Raw genomic sequence first — 17738 nt, 5'->3', positions numbered from 1 at the left:
GTGTTGCACTCGTGGGTACATGTTATTCGCACCTGTCCCCGGACGAGCGGATCCGGATCGAGAGGCTGCATTGCGAGCAGGGTCTGAGCGTCAGGGAAACGGCTAGGCTGGTCGGCCGGGACAAGGCCACCGTCAGCCGCGAGCTGAAACGGGGACTGTGGTTCGCGCTCAACGCGCTGGAGTACACCGGCAAGCCGGTCCTCGCCCTGATGGCGGAAGGCAACCTGCAGACCCAGTTCGCCCCGTCCGTGGCCACCAAGAAGGACCCGGCCAAGGATGAGGACCCGATCCAGTGCGCGGTCAACCCCGACTGGCTCGGCAACAAGAACGCCAACGGCAACTCCGCCTCGCTCGCCGACATGACCGACAAGGCGATCGACCTGCTCCAGGCCAACCCGAAGAGCCGGAACGGCTTCTTCCTGCAGGTCGAGGGCGCCTCGATCGACAAGCAGGACCACAACGCCAACGCCTGCGGCCAGATCGGCGAAACCGACGACCTTGATAAGGCCATCTCCGCCGCCCTGAAGAAGGTGGACCTCAAGGACACCCTCATCATCGTGACCGCCGACCACGCGCACACCTCGCAGATCGTCAACGAGCCGCCGGCCTACGCGCTGAGCACCATCCTGGTCAACAAGCTCGGCGAGCGGATGGTCGTCTCCTATGGCACCGCCCCCAGCGCCGACCCGGACGCCGCCGACCCGACCAAGGGCTACGGCCAGGGCGATATGGAGCACACCGGCACCCAGCTGCGCATCGCCGCCTCCGGCCCCGGCGCGCAGCGCGTCAACGGCCTGACCGACCAGACCGACAACTTCTTCACCATCGCCAACGCCCTCGACCTGGCCGAGACCACCGACCAGATGAAGACCCTGTCCGACGGCGCCGACGCGAACCTCGTCGTCGACGAGAAGGGTCAGCGCGTCGAGTTCTCCGGCTTCAACGGCGATGCGTCCGTCACCTACACCGTCACCGACCCGACGAATGGCGACGCCGTGATCGCCACCTCCGGCGAGGCGACCGACCCGGTCTCCGGCGTGCGCGTCCGCACCGACCAGACCATGAGCATCGACCTGACCGGCAAGCTCACCGAAGGCAAGACCTACCGCGTGACCATCACCGGCCGCCAGTCCGGCAAGGTCGTGGCCAAGGACTTCCAGGCCCCGGCGGCCGCAGCCGGCGACGACTCCCAGGTCGTGCCCGGCGAGACCGTCGAGAACCCCGGCGACAACACCTCCGCCGCCGGCCAGCAGACCGGCGTGGCCGGGGTGCTCGACAAGACCGGTTCCGCGATCGCTGCGGTGGTCGTGCTGATCGCCGCGCTGGTCTCCACCGCGCTCGCGCTGAAGACGGTCAAGGGCCGTCGTCACTGAGTCCGCGGCGCGGATGCGCGGCCGTATAAGGACATGACGGCCGTTACGCGAACGGCCCGCCGCGCTCATGACGCCCAAGGCGCCCAAGGCCGGCCGGCGCATCCTGCTGGAGCGCATCGGCCCGCTGTGGCGACGCATGTCGTTCTCCTGGAAGGTCAGCGCGCGCAACATCCTGCGCTACAAGCGGCGCTTCCTCATGACCGTCATCGGCGTCAGCGGCTGCACGGCGCTGATGCTCGTCGGCTTCGGCCTGCACGACGCGATCTGGGACATCATCGACGTTCAGTTCGGCCAGATCCAGCGCTACGACATGACCGTCTCCACCGCGCGTGGCCTCGACGACGCCTCGGCCGGGCGGGTGCGGCGCATGCTCGCCGACGGCGGGGCGAAGGATCTGACGCGCGTGGATGCGCGAGCCATGCTGGCGAAGGGCTCCGGCTCCGACGACCTGGCCGTGCAGGTGGTCGTCGCCCGCGACCCCGCGCGTCTGTCCCGCTCGATCGACTTTCGCGAACGAATCGGACACCGGCCCGTGGCCTTCGGCGCGGACTCGGTGCTCGTCACCGAGAAGGCCGCCCGGACGCTGGGCGTCGCTGCGGGCGACGACCTGGCGCTGTCCCGGCAGAACGCCATGGGAGATGCGACCGGCGCCGCCCGGCGCATTCCGGTGACCGGCGTCGTCGAGAACTACGTGGGCAACGTCGTCTACCTGGGCCCCGACGCCTGGGCCCGGCTCGCCCGGGGCGCCGACGGCTGGGACACGGACCTGGCCTACGGCACCTAGTATGCGACCGCGCCCGCCGGGCAGGAGGCGCGTGACCGGCTCGCCGACGCGCTGCGCGCCGACCGGGCCGTGGCCACCGTGGGATACGTGCAGACCAGCGTCGACACGTACCGCACGATGCTCAGCGCCATCGACGTGATCGTGGTCGTGCTCATCGTCGCGGCGGCGCTGGCGTTCATCGTGCTGTACGACCTGACGACGATCGACATCGGCGAGCGGATCCGCGAAATCGCCACGCTCAAGGTGCTGGGCTTCCGCCGCGGCGAGGTCGACGCCTACGTGTTCCGCGAGGTGGGGGTGCTCGTCCTCGTCGGCGCGCTGGCCGAGCTGGGGCTCGGCACCTGGCTCGAGGGCTTCGTCATCACCACGGTGGAGGTGGACGTCGTCATGTTCGGACGGACCATCCACGCGGCGAGCTACCTGTGGGCGTTCCTGCTGACCGGACTGTTCGCCGCCGTCGTGATGCTGGCGATGCGCCCCAGGCTGGCCGCAATCGACATGGTCGAGTCGCTCAAGTCCGTCGACTGAGCCGGCCACGTCCCGCTCGCGGGCTACACTGACGCGCAGGACGACCGGGAGCCCACGGGCTGAGAGGAAGCGACAGGCTTCGACCGGGGAACTTGACGCGGGTCATGCCGCCGGAAGGACACGTCGCCGCCCAGTGCGGGAGCCCGACGGAGAGCTTTCCCGCCATGCCGGGCCAATCCCCGCCGCACCGGACCCACGGACGTCGATAATCAAGCCGCCGGACCCTGCCCCACCGCAGCGGTCCGCCGGTCGCATGACAGGGTTCATGGATGGGCGCACCACTCAGGGTACGGCTCGGTTCCGTGCGCCCTTTTTTTGAACGCAGCCACACCCGTCAGGAAGGAGCCGTCCATGCAGGTCAACGGCGAACACGTCACGCTCGAGGCGCCGGTCAGCGTCGCCGACTATCTGTCGGCGCACCGGTACCGGCCCGAGCTCGTCGCGGTGGAACTCGACGGGCGAATCGTGCCCAGGGACCGGCGTGCCGACACGATGCTCACGGACGGCAGCGTCATGGAGATCGTGCAGATCGTCCAGGGCGGCTGAGCCCCGTCCCCGCCCATCCACGTCCATGCCTCCATCGAAAGGAACACCCATGTCCGTCATCGAACCCGTCACCGAAGCCTCCGTCGCCGCCACGCCGCTGCCCCCGCAGCCCGAGACGCACAACCCGGTCGGCACAGCCGCGCCGCAGGGCGCCGTCGAGGACACGCCGCTGAACCTCGGCGGCCACGAGTTCATCTCGCGCTTCATCCTCGGCTCCGGCCGCTACGACCTGAACCTCATCCGCGCCGCCGTCGAGCACGCCGGCACCCAAATCGTCACGATGGCGCTGCGCCGTGCCACCACCACCGAGAACAGCGTGCTCGACTACATTCCCGAGGGCATCACGCTGCTGCCGAACACCTCCGGCGCGCGCAACGCAGAGGAGGCCGTGCGCATCGCCCGCCTCGCCCGCGAGGTGTGCGGCACCGACTTCGTCAAGGTGGAGATCGAGCACGAGACCCGCTACCTGCTGCCCGACAACGCCGAGACCATCCGCGCCACCGAGATGCTGGCGAAAGAGGGCTTCGTCGTCATGCCGTACATGTTCCCCGACCCGATCGACGCGAAGCGGCTCGAGGACGCGGGCGCCGCGGCCGTCATGCCGCTGGGTTCGCTCATCGGCTCCAACATGGGCCTGCGCATGCGCGACTTCATCCGCATCATCATCGACCAGGCGACCGTGCCGGTCATCATCGACGCGGGCATCGGCCGGCCCAGCCAGGCCGCCGAGGCGATGGAGATGGGCGCCGACGCCGTGATGGCCTACACGGCCGTCGCCTCCGCCGGCAACATCCCGCTCATGGCCGAGGCCTTCCGCCACGCCATCGCGGCCGGCCGCGCCGCCTACCTGGCGGGCCTGGGCAAGGTCACCGAGGGGCAGGCCGTGCCCTCCAGCCCGACCACCGGCTACCTGCACTGACCGGCCGCGCCGGGGAAAGGGGAACGGGCATGATGCCAGCGCATGACGCGCCGTTGACGCCGGCACAGCGCAGCCGCTACGCGCGCCATCTGATCCTCGACGGCTTCGGCGAGGCGGCGCAGGAACGGCTCGTCCGCTCCCGCGTCCTCGTCGTCGGGGCCGGCGGCCTCGGCTCTCCCGTCTGCCTCTACCTGGCCGCGGCCGGCGTCGGCACGCTGACGATCGCGGACGACGACACGGTGGACGTCAGCAACCTGCAGCGCCAGATCATCCACACCACGGCGCGCGCCGGCCTTCCCAAGGTGGATTCCGCCGCCGAGGCCATCCGCGCGCTGAACCAGGAGGTGGACGTCGAGCCGCGGCGGATGCGCGTCGACGCGGCCACCGTGGACGGTCTGGTCGCCGACCACGACCTCGTGGTCGACTGCTCGGACGGCATCGCGACGAAATACCTGCTCAACGACGCCTGCGTGCGTGCCGGCACGCCGCTGGTCCACGCCGGCGTCGTCGGCTACGCCGGCCAGGTGATGGCCATTGTGCCGGGGGAGGGGCCCTGCTACCGCTGCCTGTTCCCGGACGAGCCGGAGGCCGGCAGCCTGCCCACCAGTCACGACATCGGCGTGTTCGGACCGGCCGTCGGCGTCGTGGGGTCGATGGAGGCCGCCGAGGCGCTCAAGCTCCTGACCGGCGTCGGCGAATCGCTGTCCGGCAGACTGCTGACCGTGGACACGCGGACCATGGCCGTGCGCCGCATCGACCTTCCCGCCGCCGACCCGGCATGCCCCGTGTGCGGCAGCGGACGCGCGGAGGGCTCCGGCGCCGCCCGGTAGTCGGTGATGCCAGCGCCGGAGTTGGGACGGTACAGTGAATACACCTGGTCGACGCCGTAGACGAGCAGCAGCGCCACGACGACCGCGGTGAAGGCCTTCCCGTCGACGCGGTTCAGCAGCTCGTCCAGCGCCGGGGCCAGCAGATAGGTGATCGCCATGCCGCCCAGGCCGAACACCAGCAGACCCTCGGCGCAGATCCGGCCGTTGAGGTTGAGGAAGTAGCCGGAATAGTCCCACCAGCGTTCGCCGTGCGCGGCCTCCAGATACCAGGAGGCGCCGTATTCCAGCGTGCCGCACAGGACCACCGCGCCGACGAAGAGCAGCGCCGGACGGCTGCGCAGCTTGCGGAGCAGGACGAGGATGGCGATGCCTCCCGAGCCGTAGATCGGAAGCCAGGGGCCGTGCAGGGTTCCCCGGTTGACGAAGACGCCCTCGGTGAGGAAGGCCAGCACGACCTCCCACACCCAGCCCACGAGGCAGAAGATGAGGAACATGGCCGCCAGATGCGTCAGCGTGTAGCTGCGCAGGGCGCCCTGGACGGCGGAGACGCCGATGCGCAGCGGCATCGGCACGGGGGCGAGGCGTCCCGGATAGAGGCGTCCCTCGAGAATCTCACGTCCCTCGGAGACGGCCTCGAGATGGGCCTCGTACCGTTCCCAGCGCGCCACGGTGCCGTCACGGCGCAGCAGGATGCCGAACCAGCGGGCGAGGAAGCCGGTGGCCCCGGTCGGGCGCCGCGCCGTGCCCGCTTCGTCGTGCATCCGGGCAAGGGCATCCTCCGCATCGGCGTAGGCGGCACGCACCGTGGCCGGATCGGGCCTGACATACAGGGCGTCGTCGCACAGCAGCTGCGATCCGGGCATCCCGTCCTGCCTGGCCCTGGCGCGAAGCGAGGCGTAGTAGTGGGCGAAGAACGCGGAACGGTATCCGTTGGCGTAGAGGACTCCCACCAGTCCGAAGGACGCCATCGTCAGCAGCCACCAGCCGGCGAAGCTCAGATGCGCCACGAAGCACTCCCACTTGTGGCCCTTCATCATCCGACGGGACAGGGAGATCGCCTCGTTCGCCTTCACGGACGGATTCTCCGCCACGATGTAGGGGACGAGAAAGTAGGAGAACGTCTTGATGGGCAACCCCACGACGGTGAACATCCACAGCGTCAGATACACGCTGTGCACGAACATGACCCAGGCCATGCGGACCCACCGGCGGGTCTGCAGCGGATAGAGGAACCGCGCCGCCGGAACCCGCTCGTAGGTGCGCGCCTCGAGCACGATGCGCCGGTCCACGACGCGGTACGTCTCCTGGAGGAACAGCCAGACGAAGCAGAGGACGGCAAGCGCCACGAGGACGAGCACGATGACGGCCACGCTGGACGAGCAGGATATCGACCGTGCCGCGTCCAGCACGGAGAGCACCACGCGTCCCGAGGAGAAGGCGTTGAGCACCTGGGCGAACACCCCGCGGGAGCGTCCCAGCGCCGGATTGACGTCTCCGTTCCTGATGGCGTCCTCGTTCGCGGACACCTGGCTGCGGGCCCTGTCCTCGTCTCCGCCGGCGATGTCCCCCACCAGCATCCACAGCTGCGAGGCCACGTCGCCGGTCCCGTCCGCCGGGGCGACATCGACCTGCGCGGTCAGGGGCAGCAGCGTGGAGGCGTATCCCGTGCCGAGGAACGCCGCGGCCAGACAGGTCACGACGAGCAGCCAGTAGTGACGGCGCAGCGTCACACGGGCCTGGGCCTTCATTGCCTTGCGTGTCGCATGGTTCATGTCCCTCTCCTCCTGCCGAGGCGATTGGCCACCACCTTACCGTGGCCGGGGCCGCCCCGCCGCGGTGTCTCCGCGTACTGCGAGACTGGAAGATGCGCAAAAGCGCGGAATCACCCATACTGCGATAGGGAGAAGCACCAGGCATGGCTCACGTCACCGACTTCAGGGAAGCGGGGTTCTCCACCCTGCTCGATGAACTGGAATGGCGCGGGTTGATTTCCCAGTCCACGGACCGGGATCGACTCGCGAAGGCGCTGAACGGGGAGCCGATCACCTATTATTGCGGCTTCGACCCGACCGCGGCCTCCCTGCACATCGGCAACCTCGTGCAGCTCATCAACATGCGGCACCTGCAGCTGGCCGGCCACCATCCAATCGCCCTCGTCGGCGGCGCCACGGGCCTGATCGGCGACCCCCGCCAGTCGGGCGAGCGCACGCTCAACCCCAAGGACGTCGTCGCCGGATGGGCCGAGCGCCTCAAGGCGCAGATCGGAGGCATCCTCGACGCCGACGGCGACAACCCGGTGCGCTTCGTCTCCAACTACGACTGGACCGCGCAGATGACGGTCATCGACTTCCTGCGCGACGTCGGCAAGAACTTCCGACTCGGCACCATGCTCGCCAAGGACACCGTCGCCCGCCGTCTCAACTCCGAGGAGGGCATCAGCTTCACCGAGTTCAGCTACCAGGTGCTCCAGGGCAACGACTTCCTGCACCTGTACGACGAGTACGGCTGCACGCTCCAGCTCGGCGGCTCCGACCAGTGGGGCAACCTCACCAGCGGCCTGGACCTCATCCACAAGGTGCGCGGCGTGGACGTCAACGTGTTCACCAGCCCGATCATCACCGACGCACAGGGCAAGAAGTTCGGCAAGTCCGAGGGCAACGCCGTGTGGATCGATCCGACGATGCTCTCGCCGTACAAGTTCTACCAGTTCTGGTTCAACCGTCCGGACGTGGAGATGGAGAGCCTGCTCAAGGCGTTCACCTTCCTGCCCAAGGCCGAGATCGAGCGTCTGGTGGCCGAGTCTCAGCAGAACCCGGGCGCCCGCGAGGCGCAGAAGGCGCTCGCCTGGGAGGTCACGAGCTTCGTGCACGGCGAGGAGGCCACGCAGGCCGCGATCGACGCCTCCGCCGCGCTGTTCGGCCGTGGCGGCGATCTGGCCGCCATCGACGGGCAGACCCTGCAGTCCGTGCTCGACGGCTTCCAGGTGACCGGCGAGGACGGGACGCGCGCCTTCCCGGCTGCCGCGCCCGGCGACCGCGTCATCGACGCCGCCCAGGCCGCAGGCCTGTTCCATACCGCCTCCGAGGCGCGCCGCGCGATCAAGTCCGGTGGCGTGTACCTCAACAATGTGCGCGTGGAGGATGGGGACGCCGTGCTGACGGACGCCGACTTCCTCCAGGGCCGTTTCGCGCTCATCCGCCGCGGTAAGAAGGCGTTGGGCGCGGTCGAGCACCGCTGATTCGCGTCGTCCATCCATCATCGATACAACGCTCGCGCGGCGCGTAGCCGCGCAGACAAGGAACTTGGGAGACATCCATGGCTCAGGAACACAACGGCGGCAGCGGCGAGCGCCGCGGTCACTATGGCAATGGCAACGGTAACGGGCGGGGCAACGGCCACTACGGCAAGGGCCGCGGGCCGTCGCGTCCCGGCCGCGGCGGCAAGCCAGGCTACGGCCATGAGGGCCGTGGCGGCAAGGGCGGCTTCCATAAGTCGTCCGGCTTCCGCAAGGACTTCCGCAAGTCGGACGGCTTCCGCGCCGAAGGCGCCGGCGAGAGCGGCGAGGAGCGCCGCGACTTCCACAAGGGTCCGCGCCGCGACTGGCAGCCCCGCGAGGACGGCGAGCGCCGCGAGTGGAAGGACGGTGAGCGCCGCGAGGAGGGGCGCCGCCCCTTCCGCAAGGACGACGGCTTCCGCAAGGAGCGCGACGGCCGCAAGGATTTCCGCAAGGACGGCAAGGACTTCCACAAGGACGGCAAGGATTCCCGTAAGGACTTCCACAAGGACGGCGAGCGCCGCCCCTTCCGCCGGGACGAGCGCCGGGACGACCGCCGCGAGGAGGGCCGCAAGGACTTCCACAAGGGTCCGCGCCGCGAGTTCTCCCCGGAGGAGAAGCGCCAGCACCGCGAGGCCAAGCGCGAGGAGTACATGTCCCGTCCGCGCCGCAATTCCGACGGCACGATGAGCTTCCCCTCGCAGAACCCGTACACCGACCGTCGTCCGGACGAGCCGCGCATGCCCAAGGGGCTGACTTGGTCGATGCTGTCCAAGGACGAGCGCGAGCGTCTGCGCGGCCTGTCCAAGGAGCATGCGGAGAACGTGGGCCTGCACATCCTGGCCGCTTACACGCTGATCGACGACGAGCCGAAGGCCGCGCTGGAGCACGCGCAGTGGGCCGCCCGGCAGGCCTCCCGCATCGACTTCGCGCGCGAGGTGCTCGCCTTCGTGGCCTATCGTTGCGGCAACTACAAGCTGGCGCTGCGTGAGTTCCGCACCGCGCACCGTATGAACGGCTATCCGGATTATCTGCCGTTCATCGCCGACTGCGAGCGTGGCCTCGGCCAGCCCAAGAAGGCCATCGAGGTGGCGTTGTCGGACGACGCGAAGCTGCTGCGCGGCGACGCCAAGGCCGAGATGTTCCTGGTGTACGCCGGCGCGCTGGCTGATCTGGAGCATTGGGACAAGGCCATCGCAATCGCGCATACGCTGGGCACGTCCAAGGGCATCTCCGGCGGCTACCGCATGCGCGCCCTGCAGGCCGAGCAGAACTTCCTGGAGGAGGCCGGCCGCACGGACGAGGCGATGCGGCTCGACGACCTCATCGAGCGTCTGGAGGACCAGTACGCCGACTTCGACGAGGACGAGGAATCCGATGACGTGGTCATCGACCACGATCTGGAGAGCCTGGTGGGCGACGAGGACGAGCTGGCCGAGCTTGGCATCACCGAGGAGGACGCCCAGTGGGCGCCCGATGACGACGATGACGATGAGGCCGCCGCCGACGCCGTCGACGACGACCAAGCCGAGGGTCCGGTCGAGTTCACGGCCGAGCGCGAGACCGACGCCGTGGACGACGCGGCCATCGTCGCCGACGTCGCCGGCGAGGACACCGGCGACGCCCCGGATGCGGACGACGAGAACGAGCTGCCGGCCGTCCAGGCCGCCGACGGCGCCGCCTCCGACGCCGATCCGGCCGCCCCCGGCGCCGACGACGCGGGGGAGGCGACCGAGGCGTGAGCGCCACCCGCTTCCTCAAATCCACCGACCGTCCGCTCGCCGAGGCCTACGGGCTCGCCCTGCTCGACCTCGACGGCGTCGTCTACCGCGGCAAGGAGGCGGTCGGGCATGCGTCCGACTCCATCCGCGCCGCCGAAGCGCTTGGCATGCGGGTGGAGTACACGACGAACAACTCCTCGCGCTACCAGAGCGTCGTGGCCGACCAGCTCAAGGGCTTCGGCCTGGACGTGGAGCCGTGGCAGGTCATCACCTCTGCCGTCGTGGCCGCGCGCATGACGGCGCGCGAAGTGCCCGCCGGCGCCGCGGTGCTGGTCATCGGCGCCGACCATCTGCGCGACGAGGTCGCCAAGCAGGGACTGCGCGTCGTCGACTCCTCCGACGACCATCCGGCCGCCGTGCTCCAGGGCTGGTTCCCGGGCATCAACTGGCAGGTGCTCGCCGAGGCGGCCTACGCCGTCGAGGCCGGCGCCACCTACCTGGTCACGAACCGCGACCTGAGCCTGCCGCGGGAGAAGGGGCCCACCCCCGGCTGCGGCACGTTCATCAACGCGGTCGTCGCGGCCACGGGCGTCGAACCCGTTGCCTCCGCCGGCAAGCCCGAGGCGTACATGTACGACGAGGCGCGCCTGCTCAACGCCTCCGGCGGCGGCGACCCCGTGCCCAAGGGACAGTGCCTGGCCATCGGCGACCGCCTCGACACCGACATCGAGGCCGGCAACCGCGGCGGCTACGATTCGCTCGCCGTGCTCACCGGCGTGACCAATCCACGCGAGCTCATGCTCGCCCCCGCACACCTGCGCCCCACCTACGTGGCCCGCGACCTGCGCGCCCTGCTGGAGCCCGCCCGCGCTCCGGAACGCACCGCGGACGGCGGCTGGGCCTGCGGCAGCGCCGTCGCGCGCGTGGCCGACGGCGCGCTGCGCGTGACCGGGGACGGCGCCGACGGCATCGACGGTCTCAAGGCCGCCCTGGACGCCGCCTGGGAGGCCGCGGACAGCGGCCTCGACACCGCCGCCCTGGCGCTGCCGGAGTTCGTCGCGCTATGAGCGGCGCCACGGACAGGACCGACGCCACGGACGCGCCTGCCGGCGCCCGCCCGCCGCTGGAGGAACGGTACCCCGGGCTCGCCACGCTGTCCGGATGCGACGATGAGGGCAAGGCCAAGGTCCTGCGCGACGTGCTCGACGGTCTGCGCCGCGAACTCGACGAGGAGCAGGCATGAGCGCCGATTCCTCCGCTGACCGTCGCTTGGATGGGCAGGCCGGGCCGATGCGGCTCGACGCGGCGCTTGTCGCCCGCGGACTCGTCGCCACCCGCTCCAAGGCCGCCCGCCTGGTCAAGGCGGGCCGGGTCAGCGTCGACGGCCGGGCCGTGGCCAGACCCGCGGCCACCGTCGGCCCCCAGGCGAGGCTCGCCGCGGACCTGGGCGACGACTACGTCTCGCGCGGCGCGCTCAAACTCGTCGGCGCCTACCAGGCCTTCGCCCCGCACGGACTGCCCGCGCCGGAGGGCATGGACTGCCTGGACATCGGCGCCTCCACCGGAGGCTTCACCGAAGTGCTGCTGCGCCGCGGCGCGCGGCGTGTGATCGCGCTCGACGTCGGCCACGGCCAGCTCGACCCTCGCATCGCCGGCGACCCGCGCGTCATCGAGATGAGCGGCACCAACATCCGCGACGTCGCCCCGGGCGACCTACCCTACGCGCCCCAGGTGGTCGTCTCCGACGTCTCCTTCATCTCCCTATCCCACGTGATCCCGCCGGTGGCGCGCCTGGCCGCGCCCGGCGCGCACGTCATCCTGCTGGTCAAACCCCAGTTCGAGGTCGGCCGCGCCCGGCTCGGCAAGAACGGCATCGTCACCGACCCCGCCGCCAGGCGGCAGGCCCTGGCCGACGTCACCGCCTGCGCCGAGGCCAACGGGCTGCGCGTCGTGGCCAGCGCGCCCAGCCCCATCGAAGGCACCCACGGCAACGCGGAGTATCTGCTGTACGCCCGCACCGCCTGAACGCCGGCGGCGCGGGCGACGTCTCACTGCTGCGCGAGGAAACGGTCGATCTGGCGCTGCGGGCCGGCGAGGATGAGCTCGTCGTTGCGGTGCATCACCAGCTCGTTGGCCCCGTATTCGAACTCACGGCCCGGGCCCTTGACGCCCACCACCACGATGCCGAAGCGGTCGTGCACCTTGGCGTCCGCGATCGTCATGCCCGCCACATGCGCCGGCGTATGCGCCTTGACCACGGTGTGCGGGCCGGCGATCTCGATGTAGTCGAGGTAATTCGAGGAGACCAGGTGGCCGATGCGTTTGCCGGCGTCCGTCTCCGCGTTGATGATGTGGCGCGCGCCGATGCGCTGCAGGATGCGCGCATGCTCCTTGGACACGGACTTCGCCCACAGGTCGGTCACGCCTGCGTCCAGCAGGTTGCCGGCCGTGATGACCGACGCCTCCACGCTGTCGCCGATGGCCACGACCGCCGAGCCGAACTCGGAGACGCCCACCTGCTCCACCGCCATCACATCGGTCATATCCGCCTGCACGGTGGGGATGAGCGCCGACCATCGGGCCACGAGCTCGGGGTCCTTGTCCACCGCCAGCACCTCCTTGCCCAAGTCGTCGAGCGTGGTGGCCACCGCGCTGCCGAAGCGGCCGAGACCCACCACCAGCACGCTGTTGTTGATCCTGTCCTCCATCTAAGGCTCCTTCCTTGCCAATGCCATGCCGTCGTATCCGCCCGCACTCAGCCCACCACGATCGGCTCCTGCGGGTAGCGCACCGCCTCCGGCGTGCGCGGCCGCGAGATCGCGTAGGCGAAGGTCATCGGCCCGAGCCGGCCGACGATCATCACCGCCGCGAGGATGAGCAGCGTGGCCGGATCGTCCGCGCTGGCCACGCCCACCGTGTAGCCGCCCAGGCTGAACGCCGAGCAGGTCTCGAACAGCGCGTCCGTCAGGCTCGCGTCCGTCGCGAACATCAACGCCAGGGACGCGGCCACCACCAGCGCCAGGCAGGTGGCGGCCACGCTCACCGCCGTGGTGAGCAGGCGCGTGGGGATACGCCGGCGGAACGCGTTGACGTCGTGGCGTCCGGTGAACGCGGCGCGGCACATGAGCACGATCACCGCGAACGTCGTCACGCGGATGCCGCCGGCGGTCGAGGAGCTGCCGCCGCCGATGAACATTATGCCGCTCATGAACACCTTCGTCTCCTCGCTCACCTGCGGCACCCACGACAGGTCGAATCCGGAGGAGCGGGGCATCACCGCGGCGGACAGGGCCGAACGCAGGCGCATCGACGCGTCCGCGTCCTTGAACAGCGCCGGATTGTTCCACTCCACCACCAGGAACCACAGCAGCGAGGTGGCCACCAGTGCGAACGTGGTCACCAGCGTCAGCTTGGTGTGCAGGTTCCAACGGCGCGGCGCGATGCGCAGACGCGCCGCCCGCACCAGGTTGAGGATCACCGGGAAGCCGAGCGTGCCGACGAACGCGGCCGCGAGCACCGGCAGGCCCACCGCCCACGAGTCGACGTGCAGGCCGGCCGCGTCCGGCGTGAAACCGGTGTTGTTGTACGAGGAGACCGCGTAGAACAACGCCTCCCACAGCGTGACGCCCAGCTCGCCGCCATTGAGCCGGTAGAGGCCGGGGAACAGGAAGACCATCGTCACGCCTTCGATGGCGAAGGTGGTGACCACCACGATCGTGACCACGCCGCGCACCTCGGCGAGCTTGGTGGTGCCCAGCTCGTTGGCCGCCAGCACGCGCTGCTGCACCTTGATGTGGCGACTGACCGCCAACGCGATGATCGACGCGAAGGTCATCACGCCCAGGCCGCCCAATTGCACGGACACCAGGATGATGGCCTGGCCGAACCTGGTCCAATGCTCGGCCGTGTTCACCACCGGGATGCCGCAGGTGGACAGGGCCGACACGGCGGTGAAGAACGCGGTGACCGGGTCGGTGGAGCCCTGCTCGCGCGAGGAGGCGGGGATGAGCAGCAGCAGCGTGACCACGGCGATCAACGCCGCGAAGTACAGGATGGACAGCTGGCCGGGATGCGCCAGCAGCCGCGAGCCCGTGCGCCGCGGGCGGGGCTGACGCGAGTCGCGGGCGTCCTGGTCGAAATGCTCGTCGGCGAACCACCAGGACATGCCGCGCGAGGCGGCGCGGTACTCCGAGGCCTCGTCGAATGATTCGCCCGCCATAGCCGTCGGTCGCCTCCCAGGTCCCGTCGAATCCGTCCATGCCGCGGCCGCCGGTGGGATGCGGGGATGCGGCGCGCGTGGGCCCATTGTACCCACGCCTCGCCGCCATGGCCACCCGCATCGATTAGGATGGGGCGCGGGGCGATGGGCCCCGTAGGGACGTTTCCATGGGAAGGGGCGCGCATGCGAACCAAGCGGCACGCGGTGGTGGTGACGCACTCCCGCCTGCGCCAGGAGGGCACCGTCGTCGCCGAGGCCGTCGACCAGTTGCGCGCCGCCGGCTTCGAGGTGGCGATCGTCGACAACATCGAGGCGCCGGCCTTCGCCTCGCATCCCCCCGTCGTGGACGAGGCCACCGAGATCGTGGTGGTGCTCGGCGGCGACGGCACGATCCTGCGCGCGGCGGAGCTCGTGCACTGCACGCGCGTGCCGATCCTCGGCGTGAACCTGGGGCATGTGGGCTTCCTTGCCGAATTCGAAAGCTTCCAGATGAAGGAAGCGATCCGGCGGGTCGCCGACCACGACTATTCGATCGACGAGCGCATGATCGCCCACGTGGACGTGTGGCTGCCCGGCCAGGACGAGCCGCTGGGGGACTGGGCCCTCAACGACATCACCCTGGAACGCGCCGACCGCGGCAAGATGGTCGAGCTGTCCATCCGCGTGGACGACGTGGAGATGAGCTCCTTCGGCGCGGACGGCGTCATCGTCTCCACGCCCACCGGCTCCACCGCGTACGCCTTCTCCGCCGGAGGGCCCATCATCTGGCCCAACGTCAAGGCCCTGCAACTGGTGCCGCTGGCCGCGCACGCGCTGTTCGCCCGTCCGCTGGTCATCGGCGACGACTCCATGTTCACGCTCGACATCCTGGAGGACTCCGCCTCCGACGGCTGGATCTGCTGCGACGGCCGCCGCCAGCGCGCCCTGCCCAAGGGCACGCGCGTCGAGGTGCGCGCCTCCCGCGACACACTGCGCCTGGCCCGCCTCTCCGGCGTGCCGTTCACCAGCCGCCTCGTCACCAAATTCGACCTGCCGGTCGTCGGCTGGCGCGAGCAGGCCCGCGTATCCGACCGGGCCAAGGGGGCCGCCCGCTGATGCTCGAGGAACTCTCCATCCGCAACCTGGGGCCCATCCGCACCGCCACGCTCACGCCCGCCGCCGGCATGACCGCCATCACCGGCGAGACCGGCGCCGGCAAATCCATGCTGCTCAGCGCCGTCCGCCTCGTCTCCGGCGGCGCCGCCGAAGGCTCGCGCGTCTCCGCCGACGCGGACGCCGCCTGGGCGCAGGCCATCTTCTCCCTCGACGGCCCGGACGCGGCGCCGGAGGAGGACGGGGCCACGGCCGGCGCCGCCGCCTTGTCCGGCGTGCCCGCCGCGCTGGCCGCGGCGCGCGACGCCGGCGTGGAACCCGAGGACGGCGAACTCATCCTCTCGCGCGCCGTGCCCGCCTCCGGCCGTTCGCGCGCCGTGCTCGGCGGACGCACCGTGCCCCGCTCCGTCCTGGCCGCCGTGGCCGGCGAACTCATCGTCATCCACGGCCAGGCCGACCAGCTGCGCATCGCCTCGCCCGCCCGCCAACGCGACTTCCTCGACATGGTCGCCGCCGACGAGGCCGAACGCGCCGCCTACGCCGCCGCCTGGGGCGAGCTCAAGGCGCTGGACGCGCGCCTGATGCGGCTGCGCGACCAGCAGGCCGACGCCCGCCAACGCGCCGACTACCTGCGCGAATCCATCGCCCGCATCGACCGCGCCGACCCCCGGCCCGGCGAGGACGAGGAGCTCAAGGCCCGCCGCGACCGCATCGAGAACGCCGCCGAGATCACCGACGGCGTCTCCCGCGCCCTCGCCGCCCTCGACCCCTCCCAGGTGGACGCCGACGCCGACGCGGCCGGCGCCGCCGAACTCATCGGCCGGGCCGCCCAGGCGCTGCGCTCCATCCACGCCGACGGCGGCGGGTACGCGGCGCTCGCCGACCGACTCGACACGGTCGGCGCCGACCTCGCCGACATCGCCTTCTCCCTGTCCGGGATGCTTGACGCCGACGGCGGCGAAGGGGACCTCGACGCCATCAACGCGCGCATCCACGAACTCGACGAGCTCGCGCTGCGCTGGGGGCCCACGCTCGCCGACGTGCTCGCTTGGCGCGACAAGGCCGCGTTCGAGGTCGAGGACCTCGACGCCTCCCCGGAGAAGCTCGCCGAACTCGAGGAACGCCGCGGCCAGCTGGCCGCCGCGGCGCGCGACGCGGCCGACCGGCTCGGCAAGGCCCGGCGCCTGGCCGCCGCGGACCTCGCCGCCAAGGTCACCGACGAGCTCGGATCGCTGGCGATGGCCGGCGCCCGGCTCGACATCGACGTCACCGCGCGCCCGGAGCTCGACGCGCACGGCGGCGACGACGTGGCCTTCCTGTTCACCCCGTTCCCCGGCTCCCCGCGGCTGGCGATGGGCCGGTCCGCCTCCGGCGGCGAGCTCTCCCGCCTCATGCTTGCCATGGAGCTGGCGGCGGCGGAACGGCGCGAAGGCGGCATGACGTTCATCTTCGACGAGGTCGACGCCGGCGTCGGCGGCAAGGCCGCGGCCGAGCTCGGCCGGCGGCTGGCGCGCCTCGCCCGCTGCGCGCAGGTCATCGTCGTCACCCACCTGGCGCAGGTCGCCTCCTGGGCCGACGCGCAGTTCGTCGTCGCCAAGGGAACGGCCGGCGAAGGCGACGCCGCCGTCGAGACGCGGGTGCGCCGCGTCGACGGCGAGGAACGGGTGCATGAGATCGCGCGCATGCTCTCCGGCTCCGAGACAGGCGCCTCCCTGGACCACGCGCGCGAACTCCTCGACGAAAGCAGGCTGTGATGGATTGCTGCAGCAACACGGGCAAGGGCGCGATCTTCGACCTCGACGGCACGCTGCTCGACTCGATGGGCGTGTGGGACCAGGTGGACATCGACTTCCTGGCCAAGCGCGGCATCGCGGTGCCGCCCGACTACATGACCAAGGTCGCCTCGATGCAGTTCCGCCAGATCGCCGAATACACGATCGCGCGCTTCGGCCTCAAGGACACGCCCGAGGAGCTCATGGAGGAGTGGGACGCCATGGCGCGCGTCATGTACGCCACCTGTGTGGAGGCCAAGCCGGGCGCGGCGGACTACCTGCGCCGGCTCAGGGCGAGCGGCGCGAAGCTGGCCGTCGCCACCTCGCTGCCCCCGCAGCTGCGCGAGCCGGCCATGGCGCATGTGGGCATCCTGGAGGACTTCGACGCGGTGGTGTCCGTCGACGACGCGAACGACGTGGGCAAGGACCGGCCCGACGTGTACCTGCTTGCCGCCAGGCGCCTGGGCGTGGCCCCGGCCGACTGCACCGTGTTCGAGGACCTGCTTGTGGGCATGCGCTCGGCCAAGTCGGTCGGCATGCGCGTGTGGGCCATGCACGACGACTCCTCGGCCGCCGACTGGCCGGCCATCTGCGAGCTGGCCGACGGGGTGCTCTTCGATTTCGCCGACGCGCCGCTGCGCCTGTAGGGCAAGGGGCCGCTGTTCGGCACTGTTATGCAA

General features: G+C 70.6%; 16 protein-coding genes and 2 pseudogenes. 15 read left to right on the top strand and 3 right to left on the bottom strand.

The genetic code is table 11. The features are described 5' to 3' along the window. Nucleotides 1–11 precede the first annotated feature (11 nt). The 7 genes and pseudogenes from H7U32_RS10695 to H7U32_RS01910 all read left to right on the top strand — a co-directional run. Nucleotides 12–173 (top strand): annotated as a pseudogene (locus H7U32_RS10695) (helix-turn-helix domain-containing protein); the annotation flags it as partial. Further along, complete coding sequence (locus H7U32_RS01935; protein ID WP_306452346.1) at nucleotides 156–1373, top strand: alkaline phosphatase; 1218 nt, start codon at nucleotides 156–158, stop codon at nucleotides 1371–1373. The pseudogene H7U32_RS10695 and the gene H7U32_RS01935, both read left to right, overlap by 18 nt. 67 nt (nucleotides 1374–1440) lie before the next feature. Next, nucleotides 1441–2157: a hypothetical protein gene (locus H7U32_RS01930; RefSeq protein ID WP_204467568.1), complete on the top strand. Its 717-nt coding sequence runs from the start codon at nucleotides 1441–1443 to the stop codon at nucleotides 2155–2157. 69 nt (nucleotides 2158–2226) lie between these two features. Further along, complete coding sequence (locus H7U32_RS01925; protein WP_204467567.1) at nucleotides 2227–2685, top strand: FtsX-like permease family protein; 459 nt, start codon at nucleotides 2227–2229, stop codon at nucleotides 2683–2685. A 351-nt stretch (nucleotides 2686–3036) separates the two neighbouring features. Then, a complete protein-coding gene (gene thiS, locus H7U32_RS01920; protein ID WP_204467565.1) occupies nucleotides 3037–3231 on the top strand; it encodes a sulfur carrier protein ThiS in 195 nt (64 codons plus the stop codon). A gap of 49 nt (nucleotides 3232–3280) precedes the next feature. Continuing rightward, nucleotides 3281–4150 carry a thiazole synthase gene (locus H7U32_RS01915; RefSeq protein ID WP_204467563.1) on the top strand — a complete coding sequence of 290 codons (870 nt, stop codon included), beginning with the start codon at nucleotides 3281–3283 and terminating at the stop codon, nucleotides 4148–4150. A 29-nt stretch (nucleotides 4151–4179) separates the two neighbouring features. Beyond that, on the top strand, nucleotides 4180–4980 hold the full coding sequence (locus H7U32_RS01910; RefSeq protein ID WP_239457417.1) for a HesA/MoeB/ThiF family protein: 801 nt from the start codon (nucleotides 4180–4182) through the stop codon (nucleotides 4978–4980). Nucleotides 4981–5027: 47 nt separating this feature from the next. On the opposite strand, the pseudogene H7U32_RS10690 reads toward H7U32_RS01910, so the two are convergent. After that, a pseudogene (locus tag H7U32_RS10690) lies at nucleotides 5028–6557 on the bottom strand (DUF975 family protein); the annotation flags it as partial. A 338-nt stretch (nucleotides 6558–6895) separates the two neighbouring features. Between H7U32_RS10690 and tyrS the strand changes: the two are divergent. From tyrS to H7U32_RS01880, 5 genes are all read left to right on the top strand, one after another. Beyond that, nucleotides 6896–8218: a tyrosine--tRNA ligase gene (tyrS, locus tag H7U32_RS01900; RefSeq protein WP_204467561.1), complete on the top strand. Its 1323-nt coding sequence runs from the start codon at nucleotides 6896–6898 to the stop codon at nucleotides 8216–8218. A gap of 77 nt (nucleotides 8219–8295) precedes the next feature. Further along, on the top strand, nucleotides 8296–9996 hold the full coding sequence (locus H7U32_RS01895) for a tetratricopeptide repeat protein (protein WP_204467560.1): 1701 nt from the start codon (nucleotides 8296–8298) through the stop codon (nucleotides 9994–9996). Further along, complete coding sequence (locus tag H7U32_RS01890) at nucleotides 9993–11042, top strand: HAD-IIA family hydrolase (RefSeq protein WP_204467558.1); 1050 nt, start codon at nucleotides 9993–9995, stop codon at nucleotides 11040–11042. Before H7U32_RS01895 ends, H7U32_RS01890 begins: the two co-directional genes overlap by 4 nt. Beyond that, the gene (locus H7U32_RS01885; protein WP_204467556.1) at nucleotides 11039–11218 is read left to right on the top strand and encodes a hypothetical protein; all 180 of its coding nucleotides are present in this window, start codon (nucleotides 11039–11041) and stop codon (nucleotides 11216–11218) included. Before H7U32_RS01890 ends, H7U32_RS01885 begins: the two co-directional genes overlap by 4 nt. Further along, nucleotides 11215–12000: a TlyA family RNA methyltransferase gene (locus H7U32_RS01880; protein ID WP_204467554.1), complete on the top strand. Its 786-nt coding sequence runs from the start codon at nucleotides 11215–11217 to the stop codon at nucleotides 11998–12000. Before H7U32_RS01885 ends, H7U32_RS01880 begins: the two co-directional genes overlap by 4 nt. Before the next feature lie 23 nt (nucleotides 12001–12023). On the opposite strand, the gene H7U32_RS01875 is transcribed toward H7U32_RS01880, so the two are convergent. Then, entirely contained in the window at nucleotides 12024–12683 is a 660-nt protein-coding gene (locus H7U32_RS01875; protein WP_204467552.1) for a potassium channel family protein, read from the bottom strand. 47 nt (nucleotides 12684–12730) lie between these two features. Then, on the bottom strand, nucleotides 12731–14194 hold the full coding sequence (locus H7U32_RS01870) for a TrkH family potassium uptake protein (protein WP_204467550.1): 1464 nt from the start codon (nucleotides 14192–14194) through the stop codon (nucleotides 12731–12733). A gap of 183 nt (nucleotides 14195–14377) precedes the next feature. On the opposite strand from H7U32_RS01870, the gene H7U32_RS01865 reads away from it, so the two are divergent. The 3 genes from H7U32_RS01865 to H7U32_RS01855 are packed head-to-tail and all read left to right on the top strand — an operon-like array spanning nucleotide 14378 to nucleotide 17705. Continuing rightward, nucleotides 14378–15289, top strand: a complete 912-nt coding sequence (locus tag H7U32_RS01865; RefSeq protein ID WP_204467548.1) for an NAD kinase — start codon at nucleotides 14378–14380, stop codon at nucleotides 15287–15289. Next, entirely contained in the window at nucleotides 15289–17040 is a 1752-nt protein-coding gene (gene recN, locus H7U32_RS01860) for a DNA repair protein RecN (RefSeq protein WP_204467546.1), read from the top strand. The genes H7U32_RS01865 and recN overlap by 1 nt, the downstream gene beginning before the upstream one ends. Continuing rightward, nucleotides 17040–17705 carry an HAD family hydrolase gene (locus tag H7U32_RS01855; RefSeq protein ID WP_204467544.1) on the top strand — a complete coding sequence of 222 codons (666 nt, stop codon included), beginning with the start codon at nucleotides 17040–17042 and terminating at the stop codon, nucleotides 17703–17705. The genes recN and H7U32_RS01855 overlap by 1 nt, the downstream gene beginning before the upstream one ends. Nucleotides 17706–17738 lie beyond the last annotated feature (33 nt).

It is taken from the genome of Bifidobacterium pullorum subsp. saeculare (genome assembly GCF_016899725.1).
In the GTDB taxonomy this organism is placed as follows: Bacteria; Actinomycetota; Actinomycetes; order Actinomycetales; family Bifidobacteriaceae; genus Bifidobacterium; species Bifidobacterium pullorum_C.
Note: the sequence above shows the minus strand (reverse complement) of the source record. Positions and strands in the feature narration are given on the sequence as shown.